Source organism: Bacillus sp. FSL R5-0434, from assembly GCF_038004745.1.
GTDB lineage: Bacteria > Bacillota > Bacilli > Bacillales > Bacillaceae > Bacillus > Bacillus halotolerans.
This window is the reverse complement of sequence record NZ_JBBORV010000001.1, coordinates 949,641-961,190: the sequence shown is the minus strand read 5'-3', so window position 1 is coordinate 961,190 and position 11,550 is coordinate 949,641. Positions and strand designations below refer to the sequence as shown.

The window sequence follows — 11,550 nt, the reverse complement described above, 5'->3', positions numbered from 1 at the left end:
TGTTTTACTCAGAAATCTTAACAGATGCATTCATACCTGGAAGCACCTTATCAGATGGGTTTTTGATTGAAATTTTAACAGGAACTTTTTGCGTTACTTTTGTGTAGTTTCCGCTTGAATTTGTAGATGGAAGCATATCAAAAGTTGAGTTCGTCGCATAGCCAATTTCTTCTACAGTACCGTCAAAAGTTGTATCAGGATCTCCGTCAACTACTACGTCTACACTATTTCCTACTTCAACATCCGCAATATCTGTTTCTTTAATATTTGCTGTGATGTACAGGTTGTCCATGTCAATCGTTTGCGCAATTGTTGTACCAGCCTGTACGGTTTGTCCGTTTTTCACTTCGTTTTTCACAATTGTTCCATCCATGATGGATTTCACATCAACCGTTTGTTCACCTTTGATTTTTGCAACTGTATCGCCTTTTTTCACTGTTTTTCCTTCTTCAAGATCCCAGTCGGATACTTTACCTGCTGCTGGAGCTGAGATAGCTGCCATATCGCCGGCTACTTTTGCTTCATCTGTTTTTACGTAGTTTGTGCTTTGATAATAGTAGTAAGCACCTCCGCCTATAATTGCAAGAACAACAATCAAACCGATAATGTTGGTCAGAATTAAACGTCCTCTGTTCATTTTGTTTTTCTCCTTTCGTTTCTTCCTCTATCATTTTGTGGAAAGCTGGTGAAAATATGTGGGAAGTTTTCAATTACCGCTTTTTTCTGCACAGCCTTCAGCGAGTTTTGATAAACTCCCGGCAAGCTTACGCAAATATTGAAGCTGAGACGTGTCAAGCTTCTGATACAGGCTCGCGCCCATTTTTGCGTATTGCACAGCGGCTTTCTGTAAAAGTTTTTCCCCCTCTTCGGTTAACTGAATCATGACGATACGGCGGTCATCCGGACTGTCATATCGATTCATCAATTGCCGGTTATATAGGATATCGGTCATCCGGGTCACAGAAGCAGGCTTAAGATCAAGAGACATGGCCAGCTTGCTGAGCGGCGTGCTTCCGCTTTGATGAATTTTAAACATCAGTAAATATTGAAGGACTGTAATATCAAAAGGCTCAAGCACAATCTCCAATATCTTCTTCTGTTTTTTATAGATAGACCGAGACGTATCGAAGAGCTGTTCAAAAGTGAGCAAAGCACGTTCTGATTCAGTCAACTCCTTTTCACCTCATTCCTCAATAATAGTTCACAAGATAAAATATTAATAAATGAAAGAAGATTTGTCAAAGGAAAAATTCCTTTTTTCTTCTTATTTTTTTCGTAATCGCTTTCTTACTTTTTTTAAATAAAAAAAAGCCCTGAAATGGGCTCTTCACTAGGATAATTGATGGCTGATGCCAGTTTCTTCATTTCTAAAAAAGTTCTTCAGCGCCTGAAAAACGTCTGACTTCTGCTTTAAAATATAGTACTTGAATTTCTCGTCTTTCACATTTTTATAAGCCGACATTAACGTCGAGTGTCTATTGTATTGATTAACCTCGCCATAACAGAACAAATTCGCTTTCTTCATAATATCATTCACCAATTTCACGCACCGGGCATTATCAGATGTGAGATTGTCGCCGTCGGAGAAATGAAAAGGGTAAATATTATAACGGGCGGGGCTGTATTTTTCATCGATCAGCTCAAGCGACTTTCGATATACGGAAGAACAGATTGTTCCGCCGCTTTCTCCCTTTGAAAAGAAATCTTCCTCAGACACAACTTTTGCTTCTGTATGATGGGCAATAAATTCAATTTCAACTGTTTCATATTTCGTCCGTAAAAAGCGGGTCATCCAGAAAAAGAAGCTTCTCGCCATGTACTTTTCCCACACGCCCATACTGCCGCTCGTATCCATCATTGCTAACACGACAGCTTTTGACTCAGGCTTCGTGACATCATTCCATGTTTTATATTTTAAGTCCTCCGGATAAATCGGATAGAAAGACGGCTTCCCTGTCATCGCGTTGCGTTTAAAAGCCGACATCATTGTTCTTTTCTTATCAATATTACCGGTTAACCCTGTTTTACGGATATCGTTAAACTCAATATCCGTGTGGATGATATTATCTCTTTCTTTTTGCTGAAGATTCGGAAGCTCTAATTCTTTGAAGAGCGCTTCTTCTAAATCCATTAGTGAAACTTCTGCTTCATAATAATCCTCGCCTGCCTGATCTCCGGCTCCCTGGCCTTTACCCGGCCCCTGCTTTTTGTCTGATCCGTCCCGGGCTACAACATCTCCAACCTGGCTGTCGCCGTCCCCTTGCCCTACATGTTTATTTTTATCGTAGTTATAGCGGATTTTATACTCATCCAGTGATCGGATTGGAATTTTCACTACATCTTTGCCGTTAGACATAATAATGCTTTCCTCGGTTACGAGATCCGGGAGATTGTTTTTTATGGCTTCCTGTACTTTTTTCTGGTGGCGCTGCTGGTCATCGAAGCCTTTGCGATGGAGGGACCAGTTTTCCTCAGAAATTAAAAAATGGCCGCTGTCATTTTGGGACATGAATTCCCCTCCTTAACCATTTGTGGTCGTGATACATACCTATTCCGGCTTGTGCCAGATTATGAAACAAGTCTTTCGAAAAGATTTATATTCATCATATGCGCATAAGTACAGTTAATTGACAAACTATTTAGAAAATGGCACAAAACAACCCGCCCTGTTCGGACGGGTCACTTGCTTATCGGTTCAGCAGGCTGCCGACGTATTTCAGCAGCTCATTGGCACTCGTCGAGTTGTAGCCGTGCTCATCAATTAAACGGGCTACGACTTCATTTACTTTCTTCAGCTGCTGCTCATCAGGCGTTTTCGTTGAGGTCGTAATTTTAACGACATCCTTCAAATCAGCAAACAATTTTTTCTGAATGGCTTCACGCAGTCTTTCGTGGGAATTGTAGTCAAACCGCTTTCCTTTTCTCGCATAAGCGGAGATGCGGATTAAGATTTCTTCGCGGAACGCTTTTTTCGCGTTTTCGGAAATGCCGATCTGTTCTTCGATCGATCTCATCAGCTTTTCGTCCGGATTCATTTCTTCCCCTGTCAAAGGATCACGCAGCTTATTTTTATTGCAATAAGCCTCTACGTTGTCGAGATAATTATCCATGAGCGTTTTGGCTGATTCTTCATATGAATACACAAACGCTTTTTGGACTTCCTTCTTCGCAATATCATCATATTCCTTACGGGCTGCAGAAATAAAATTCAAGTACCGCTCCCGATCCTCGTTTGAAATAGACGGATGCTGATCAAGTCCTTCTTTTAAAGAACGGAGAACATCAAGGGAATTGATCGACTCCATATTTTTTCTGATAATGGTTGAAGAAATGCGGTTGATCACGTAGCGCGGGTCAATTCCGCTCATACCCTCATCATTATATTCTTTCTTCATGTCCTCAACGTCTACTGAATTAAAGCCTTCCACACTTTCTCCGTCATACAGTCTCATTTTCTTCACCAGATCAATATCAGACCGCTTCGGCTCTTTTAATCTCGTAAGGATTGAAAACATCGCGGCGACCTTAAGGGTGTGAGGAGCAATATGAACATCCGATACATCACTTTCTGCGATCATTTTTTCATAAATTCTTTCTTCCTCAGACACTTTTAAGTTATAAGGAACAGGCATCACAATAATTCTGGAGTGCAAGGCTTCGTTTTTCTTATTAGAAATAAATGAGCGATACTCCGTTTCATTCGTGTGAGCTACGATCAGCTCATCAGCAGAAATTAACGCAAATCGCCCGGCTTTAAAATTCCCTTCCTGTGTCAGTGAGAGCAAATGCCAGAGAAACTTCTCATCACATTTCAGCATCTCCTGAAACTCCATCATGCCTCGGTTCGCCTTGTTCAGCTCTCCGTCAAACCGGTAGGCTCGCGGATCAGATTCAGAACCGTACTCGGCAATGGTTGAAAAATCAATACTTCCCGTCAAATCGGCAATATCCTGAGATTTCGGGTCAGACGGGCTAAAGGTGCCGATTCCCGTACGCTTATCCTCAGAAAAGAAGATTCGCTCCACCCTCACATCTTCAATACGCCCTCCGTACTCTTCCTCCAGCCTCATCACATTTAATGGTGAAAGACTTCCTTCTATTCTAATGCCGTATTCTCTGTAAAAATCCTCCCGCAAATGATGAGGGATTAAATGAAGGGGGTCCTCGTGCATCGGGCAGCCTTTAATCGCATATACAGCACCATTATCCGTCAGCGTGTACGCTTCAAGACCTTTTTTGAGCATCGTGACCAGCGTTGACTTACCGCCGCTCACAGGGCCCATTAAAAGCAGAATCCGCTTTCTGACATCAAGCCTTTTCGCAGCCGGATGAAAATATTCTTCCACAAGGCGCTCGAGGGATTCTTCAAGCCCGAACAGCTCGCGGTCAAAAAAGCTGTACTTCTTCCGTCCGTCAATCTCCTCTATCCCGCTGTCTTTTATCATATTAAAAACACGAGAATGAGCAGATTGCGCGACCATTGGATTCTCTTTAATAATCTCCAAATAATCAGCGAATGTTCCTTCCCATTTCAGACGCTGCTCTTCCTCTCTGTACTTTTCAATTTTCTTTAATATATCCATAAGGACCTCCTCTATCATGTTTGATGCGCTGTGCAAAAAAAGGTACTTTGATACAATCTATGCCGTCAGCTCGTGATACATGCTTTGGTTTCTTAAAAATAAAGATACCTTATACAGCGTTGACAAGGCAGACTGCGTGCGTTCATAATAAAGAAAATACAGAATCATCCAGACTCGGACAGCAGGAAAAATTGAAGAGGGGGAGAGACGGTGAAAACAATCATCATGATGGGAGTCATTGTCACTTTTTTAGTATCAATTTTTACCGCAGGGTACGATAGCAAGCCGGGAAAAGAATAAAAAGAAAAGGGTGCTCCCTCCTGAGAGCGCCCTTTTTCTTTGTAACAGAACAATGTTTTACAACTTAATTCTTTTCATCATTTTTGAATGCTGATCGCATTCGCATTTGTTTTCAAACTCAACTGTGCCGATTTTACAGCCAGGCCCGATAACGACTTCTTTCCCTCTGACAACCGCCGCCTCGGTATTTTCCAAATAGATTTTATCTCCTTCAATCAGCTCCGCAGTTAGTTTCGCTTTTTTTCGCGTAAAAAAGCGCGCACGTTTTTTTACAGTAATGGACGTTCCGCCTATTTCCCGAACCCGGCTGGCATCATGGCTCAATCCGATATCAATCTCGCCTGCATTCAACAAACCTGTTACGTCCACACAGCCAGTGATATGAAACGATTCGATTTCACAATCGCCTTTCACGCTGAGCTTTCCTTTTGCTTCACACGAATCCCCTGCCATATTGCCGCCGATCTCAGTCAGACCCTTCAGCTTCAATCGGCCAACATGAAGAGCTCCTCTGACTTGCATCGTCCCATATATGCTGATTTTGTCCGCAGTCAAATCGCCTTCAAACTCGCTTTCTCCGAATACTTTCAGCCGTTCAGTCTCCGCGTTCCCGAGAAAACGGCCTGTGCCGTATATGCGGCAGCCTGCAGCGGACAGTCCTTCTCCAACCGTACCTTCACCTTTGATGCTGACATGGTGATAGGCACCTCCCGCAGCGTGCCCGGCACCATATAATTTTAAATTCCCTAATTTTACTGTTTCCATATGATCCTCCTTACATTCTTGTGTACATGCCTACCGAAGCGTTCGGATAACAAGTATAATCACCGCTGTATTCCACGGTCTCAATCCGGCAGTTCGGACCGATTTTCACTGTGTTTCCCCGCACAGTCTTGGCGTTCGTATTTGTCAGCTCAATCACGTCCCCCTCGATCAATTCAGCCGTTAACACAGGGGTCGGCATCAGCTTCAGCAATGTCAGCATCCCTTTTCTGCCCGTCACTTGAAGATGGCGGCAGCCGATTTCCCGCACATAACTCTCTCCGGAAGAAAGCTTGATATTCACCTGATCAGCATTTAAAAGACCGCTGACTTTGCATTTCCCTTCGGTCTGAAATGTTTCCGTTTCACAATCAGCTTCCATGACCGCCTTTCCGGTGATCACAATGTCATCAGCCTTGACTGTTCCGCCAAATGTTGACGATCCCGCAACCTTCAATTGTTTAGCGGCGGTATCACCTTGAATAAAGCCTGTTCCATTCATGCGGATGGATTCTGCTTCAACATCCCCATGAATTTTCCCTGAACCGCTGATGGTTACTGTTTTTGCCTTGACGCTCCCATCCGCTTTACCGGTCCCGTTAAATGAAAAAGAGTCACACTCCACGTCTCCGGCCACGGTTCCGCTGCCATTAATCTCAACTGATTGAAATTTTCCGCCCTTTGAACTCCCCGTACCGTTTATCACCAGATTATCCATTATTTCCATTGATGGCCCTCCTGCATATATTTTGTCTTTAGTTCCTCTGAAGCATTTGCTAAATCCACTCTTTCGACAATCTTGACGGACGACTCAAAAAGGATGCTGTCCGCGGCAGCCGCTATAAAACAAGTCGTTACACCCAGCTTGCGTAAAATGATCAGTTCCGTCTGCTTCTTGATCTCCGCTGTATCATACTTCCTCAATACCTCAGCAGCCATTTTCGCTTCTTCCAAGCTGACATTTCCGGATTGTAAAAGCCCTTCAAGCACATACAGCGACAACAGCTCCCGAGAAGAAAACACCGTGTCTGCTCCGCCTTCTGAAAAGACATGCAGAGCCGGCTTTGATATCAAACCTTTCGTCAGCAATTCATCAGCTGTCATGCTCACATCCTTCATTTTCGGTGACAGCATCTCCCGCATCTCATCCAAAGACAAATTTTCTTTCATCTTTTGAATGATTGAAATGCGCTTTAAAATATCCTCTCTAGGAAAAAACGTCTCTTGCCCTGTAAATGTGGATTTACGTATAAACCACTCCTCAGGGATTAAATTTTTTCGTTTCCATCGATACAGCTGACCGTATGAGATGGATGTTTCTTCAAGCAATTCTTTTTTAGAGATTAATTGATCTTCCATAAGTCCAGCTCCTTTGATGGATACATTGTAACATAACACTGTTACGTTGTTAAGCCTAAAATAACAAAACACAGTTCTATAAAAAAAACCCGCCCATACACATGAGCGGGTTTTTCACTATTTTAAATCTCGGTAATTTTGCTGACGCAGCGCCTCATACACAAGAATCGCTGCGGTATTGGACAGATTTAGCGATCTGACATGCTCTGTCATCGGAAGGCGCAGGCATCGGTCCATATTATTTTGAATTAATTCCTTTGGCAAGCCGCTTGTTTCTCTTCCGAACACAAAGAAATAATCCTCGTCAATATCCGTGTAGTCAAAAGATGTATGCGGCTTTTGGCCGAATTTCGTGATGAAGAAAAACTGCCCTTTTTTATATGCCTCAAACAATTCTTCTAACGAGTCATGATACACTACGTTTACAAACTCCCAATAATCAAGTCCGGCGCGCTTCAGCATTTTATCATCTGTTGAAAAGCCGAGCGGACGAATCAGGTGGAGCGTTGTATCTGTTGCTGCGCAAGTACGTGCGATATTCCCTGTATTAGCAGGAATTTCTGGTTGATATAAAACGACATGTAATGCCACTGTGTTCACCTCTATTTTTCTTATCCGCTCATCATTATATCATTAATTACTCTTTTGTCGTATCATCAACGATATGAAAAAAGGCATATCGGATAGACGGTGTGTATGCAGTTGAATCCTCGTATGACCAATACCTCATCCGGCTGTCATAGGACTGGGCGTTGACAAGCGGCATATTGCCTTTGTCCTTCGCCACCACAATCGTTGTATGATTAAACCGGCCGTCTCCCTCAAAATCATAGCAAATCACATCACCCGGCACCAGGTCTTCCGCTGATTTCACCCGAACCGCCCGAAGGCCGGCCTTGGAATTCGTCAAATACATTTTCATCGAGTGCGCCACCGTCCAGCTATAGCTCCAAGAGCTTTGTTTCATCCACCAGCCAGATCCTCTGTTCGGGTGACCGCGCATTGGCGCTCCTCCTGCATGAAGACACTGAGAAATAAAATTCGTACAATTATCGCTGAAATTCTTATAAGCCGGATTACGCTTGTTCCAATATTTTTCGGCATATTGTACCGCTCCGAGCCGGTCATATTGAAAAGCTCGGCCAAACGCTTCCCTTTCTTCCTGTGAATAGTCAATAATGCTTTGGCCTTCACTAAACCCCGCCGGTTTTTTTATCACTTCCTGATCCTTAATCAGAATTTGATCATAAACAAAAGCGACTCTTTCTTCTATCTGCTCTTCCATATACAGACTGTCATCCTGCTCCTTGTATAGATATTCGAAGTGTATGATATACCTGATGCAGGCGGTTCCGTCATCCTCAACCTGCACATAGTCTATGACAGCTTTTGCTTTCGCTTTTATCATCTCAATCTTACGTTTTTCCAGAAGCTTTTTCTTTCGTTCCATGACTTCCAGGTCTCCGACTTGAGGCTCCTGTCTCAGATCATGCCCGTTGACCAGATAGCTGAGACGCTCCTCCGCTAGTTGTTCTAATATGTGCTTCAAGCTCACCCCACCCGACATACTTTTTTATAGAGAAAAAACACTTGGCTGCATCTCAAGTGTTTTTTCCTTCTGCTCTATACGTATGTCAGGACAAGACTTATTTAGTCATGCCGGCTTTTAGCAATTCAATTCCTTTTTCAATTTCCTGCTTTGCCTCTTCATCATTTTCTTTTTCCAGTGCTTTTTCAAGCTCCTCCGCGTATGTGTTGTCTCCGATTTTCCCGATAGCCCAGGCAGCCGTTCCCCTGATGACCGGGCGCGGATCTTTATGCATAAGCTCCGTCAGTTCAGACAGTGCGGAGGTGTCTTTAAAGTGGGCAAGCGCCAGAATCGCATTCCGCTGAATCGGTTTTTTTCCGCGCCACGAGCCTGAAACATGTCCGAATTTCTCTTTAAATTCACGGTTGCTGATGGTTAAAAGCGGCTTCAGCAACGGTTTTGCAATCTCGGGGTCCGGTTCCATTTCAGGATGCAGATGAAAATCCTTCGCTTTATTGATTGGACATACCGTTTGGCACGTATCGCATCCATACAGTCGGTTTCCGATTTTCGTGCGGAATTCATCCGGCAAAAATCCTTTTGTCTGGGTCAGAAAAGATATACAGCGCTGAGCGTTAAGCTGCCCAGGGTTCACAAGCGCTCCCGTCGGGCAAGCATCTAAACATTTGGTGCATGATCCGCACATATCCTCAATCGGCACATCCGGCTCGAAAGGTATATTTGTAATCATTTCCGCCAAATACACATAAGACCCGTACTCTGGCGTTGTAATCATACAATTTTTGGCGCTGAACCCAATTCCGGCCCGTTCCGCCACTGCCCGATCAGACAATTCACCCGTATCGACCATTGATTTTGTCCTGATATCCTCATGCTTGCTTCTCAGGAAATCCTCCAGAAGATCGAGCTTTTCCCGCAGGACGTCATGATAGTCCTTTCCCCAGGAGGCTCTGCAAAAAATGCCTCTGCGCTCAGTTCGCGTGCTTCTTGGCGCATCCTTCATTCTCGAAGGATAAGCAAGTGCAATCGCCACGATTGATTTCGCTTTCGGCAAAAGCAGCGTCGGCGTCACTCTTTTTTCAATATCAGGCTCTTCAAAACCGGAAAGATATCCGAGTGACTCCTGAAGAATCAAACGGTCTTTTAAACTGGCAAATGTATCAGCGGTCGTAAAACCGATCTTGTCCACGCCAATGCTTTTCGCGTATTCAATTAATTCTTCTTTCAGCTGATAAACGTTCATGGTTTGCACAGCCTCCTTTCTTTGTGATAAAACAATAAGCCGTTGTATAATAGGTTGATATCCCGTAATTGGAGTGAATGCATGTGAATATCAAACTTGATCCTGTTATTACTGAACGCGCGGCAGGAATAAATGCAGCCGCTGTGATATATGAAAATATTGAAGTCGGCCCCTCTCCGCAAATGCTGAAAGGCAGACTTCGTTTATTTCAAGAGTCCCTGTTTTTTGACTATGCGGACGGCGGAATTTCCAGCCAGCCTTACGTCAAAGAATGGCAGACAATCTTTAAGCAGCTTGACCCTTCATTCGAGGGAGAAAAAACGCCGATGGAGCAAATGCTGATCCCGATATCCAAAGAACAATTCATGGAAAGCGAGGATTCAGCCCATGATACCATACATTTTTTCGCGTTAAAATATTCTCTCCCCATTATGATCTATGATGCTGGCAAGCTTCAGGAGCCAGTCCGGATTTCAATAGGAGAAAAAGATAACATACTGATTTATTCTGATGAAGACGGGGTATTCGGCGATTTCAAAAACAAAGTCAATCAAAAACCCGTCACAGCAGATACAAAAAGCATGCTGCAAATCATCTTTTTCCCGCCATCGATTAAAAAAGAAAACGCCGTTAACCTATTAACATCATTAACGAAAATGTTTGAACAAATTCACGGCGGCTGCCATACAGTACATTGGCTTACGTAAAAGAACACGAGATTCGTGTTCTTTTACACATAAAAAAACGCAATACTTCGTTTATCTGAGAAACGAAACACTGCGTTAATAACGTATGTATGGAGCGGGTGATGAGAATCGAACTCACGACATCAGCTTGGAAGGCTGAGGTTTTACCACTAAACTACACCCGCATTTATTATTGGCGGTGTCAGCACCGCTTTGACTTTTATTATGTTACACGTTTATTAATTTTTCGTCAAGAGAATATAAAAAATTTGTCGAAAAAAATTTTTATTTTTGTAATATTGTTAAGTTACATTTACATAATGTTAAATAAACTATACAATGGAAGAAAGTGAGAATGTGAAGGTGGCAGACGTCATGATGAAAAATAAAGTGAAAGAGCTCAGAGCGCGTTTCAGCTATTCTCAGGAAAAACTCGGAGAAACGGTCGACGTCACGAGACAAACGGTAGCAGCAATTGAAAAAGGAGACTATGTTCCCTCACTGTTATTAGCATTAAAAATCTGCAAAGCCTTCTCCATGAAAATGGAGGATGTCTTTTGGCTAGAGGAGGAAGACTAATATGGGCATGAAAACAAAAGCAGCATTTCACCTCGTTTTGTTCGGCCTTGCATGCTGGACACTGATTGCATACTTTGAAGCTTCGGAAGGCATTGAAGCCTTTTTCAGCACAAGGAACGGCCAGATGATGTTTGAAATAAACATCACCCCGTTTATTCTTTTTATTGCGGCAGCTGCAGTTTATATCTATTTACAAAAGAAAAGCCGACCTGCGTCAAAAAATCTCCTGCTGCCAGATGAATTTGAGGAACAGGATGAAAGAGAGCAGATGATGACGGCAAAAGCCTGCCGTGCGTCATATATCGCCGTCTACTTTTCACTGCCTGCCGCCGCTGTCCTGCTCATTTTTTATCCGCTGTTTCAGTCACACATTCCCTTTTTCCCTATTATTATCGTGTTTATCATCATGATCATCCAGCACATATCCTACGTCATTTCCTTCAAGAAAAATGAAAAAAACTCCGGCGCGGTGTAATCGTCCGGAGTTTT

Annotated in this window: 12 protein-coding genes, 1 tRNA gene and 1 pseudogene; 3 read left to right on the top strand and 11 right to left on the bottom strand. The window is 43.2% G+C overall.

Annotation, left to right across the window (positions count from 1 at the left end; all coding sequences use genetic code 11):
• Window positions 1-4 precede the first annotated feature (4 nt).
• From NYE43_RS04945 to queG, 10 genes and pseudogenes are all read right to left on the bottom strand, one after another.
• A pseudogene (locus NYE43_RS04945) lies at window positions 5-671 on the bottom strand (HlyD family efflux transporter periplasmic adaptor subunit).
• Between the two features lie 35 nt (window positions 672-706).
• Window positions 707-1,171 carry a MarR family transcriptional regulator gene (locus tag NYE43_RS04940; RefSeq protein ID WP_024120690.1) on the bottom strand — a complete coding sequence of 155 codons (465 nt, stop codon included), beginning with the start codon at window positions 1,169-1,171 and terminating at the stop codon, window positions 707-709.
• A gap of 159 nt (window positions 1,172-1,330) precedes the next feature.
• On the bottom strand, window positions 1,331-2,509 hold the full coding sequence (gene yhbH / locus NYE43_RS04935) for a sporulation protein YhbH (protein ID WP_095713766.1): 1,179 nt from the start codon (window positions 2,507-2,509) through the stop codon (window positions 1,331-1,333).
• A 178-nt stretch (window positions 2,510-2,687) separates the two neighbouring features.
• Window positions 2,688-4,583, bottom strand: coding sequence for a serine/threonine protein kinase PrkA (gene prkA, locus NYE43_RS04930; protein WP_024120689.1), 1,896 nt, complete (start codon window positions 4,581-4,583; stop codon window positions 2,688-2,690).
• A 357-nt stretch (window positions 4,584-4,940) separates the two neighbouring features.
• Entirely contained in the window at window positions 4,941-5,648 is a 708-nt protein-coding gene (locus NYE43_RS04925) for a polymer-forming cytoskeletal protein (protein ID WP_024120687.1), read from the bottom strand.
• 10 nt (window positions 5,649-5,658) lie between these two features.
• A complete protein-coding gene (locus NYE43_RS04920) occupies window positions 5,659-6,372 on the bottom strand; it encodes a bactofilin family protein (protein WP_341061108.1) in 714 nt (237 codons plus the stop codon).
• Window positions 6,363-7,004 carry a YhbD family protein gene (locus NYE43_RS04915; RefSeq protein ID WP_174754410.1) on the bottom strand — a complete coding sequence of 214 codons (642 nt, stop codon included), beginning with the start codon at window positions 7,002-7,004 and terminating at the stop codon, window positions 6,363-6,365. The genes NYE43_RS04920 and NYE43_RS04915 overlap by 10 nt, the downstream gene beginning before the upstream one ends.
• Window positions 7,005-7,121: 117 nt before the next feature.
• A complete protein-coding gene (gene trmL, locus NYE43_RS04910) occupies window positions 7,122-7,604 on the bottom strand; it encodes a tRNA (uridine(34)/cytosine(34)/5-carboxymethylaminomethyluridine(34)-2'-O)-methyltransferase TrmL (RefSeq protein ID WP_081638260.1) in 483 nt (160 codons plus the stop codon).
• Window positions 7,605-7,641: 37 nt separating this feature from the next.
• A complete protein-coding gene (locus NYE43_RS04905) occupies window positions 7,642-8,571 on the bottom strand; it encodes an amidase domain-containing protein (RefSeq protein ID WP_095713771.1) in 930 nt (309 codons plus the stop codon).
• A 79-nt stretch (window positions 8,572-8,650) separates the two neighbouring features.
• Window positions 8,651-9,796: a tRNA epoxyqueuosine(34) reductase QueG gene (queG, locus tag NYE43_RS04900; RefSeq protein WP_268544832.1), complete on the bottom strand. Its 1,146-nt coding sequence runs from the start codon at window positions 9,794-9,796 to the stop codon at window positions 8,651-8,653.
• A gap of 83 nt (window positions 9,797-9,879) precedes the next feature.
• Between queG and NYE43_RS04895 the strand changes: the two genes are divergently transcribed.
• Window positions 9,880-10,503: a hypothetical protein gene (locus tag NYE43_RS04895; protein WP_095713773.1), complete on the top strand. Its 624-nt coding sequence runs from the start codon at window positions 9,880-9,882 to the stop codon at window positions 10,501-10,503.
• A 90-nt stretch (window positions 10,504-10,593) separates the two neighbouring features.
• Here the strand turns inward: NYE43_RS04895 and NYE43_RS04890 are convergent.
• Window positions 10,594-10,667, bottom strand: a tRNA-Gly gene (locus NYE43_RS04890).
• 193 nt (window positions 10,668-10,860) lie between these two features.
• Here NYE43_RS04890 and NYE43_RS04885 point away from each other — a divergent pair.
• The gene (locus tag NYE43_RS04885) at window positions 10,861-11,061 is read left to right on the top strand and encodes a helix-turn-helix transcriptional regulator (protein ID WP_095713785.1); all 201 of its coding nucleotides are present in this window, start codon (window positions 10,861-10,863) and stop codon (window positions 11,059-11,061) included.
• A 1-nt stretch (window position 11,062) separates the two neighbouring features.
• Window positions 11,063-11,536 (top strand): hypothetical protein, encoded by a 474-nt coding sequence (locus tag NYE43_RS04880; RefSeq protein ID WP_095713775.1) that lies wholly within the window; start codon window positions 11,063-11,065, stop codon window positions 11,534-11,536.
• The last annotated feature ends 14 nt before the right edge of the window (window positions 11,537-11,550 follow it).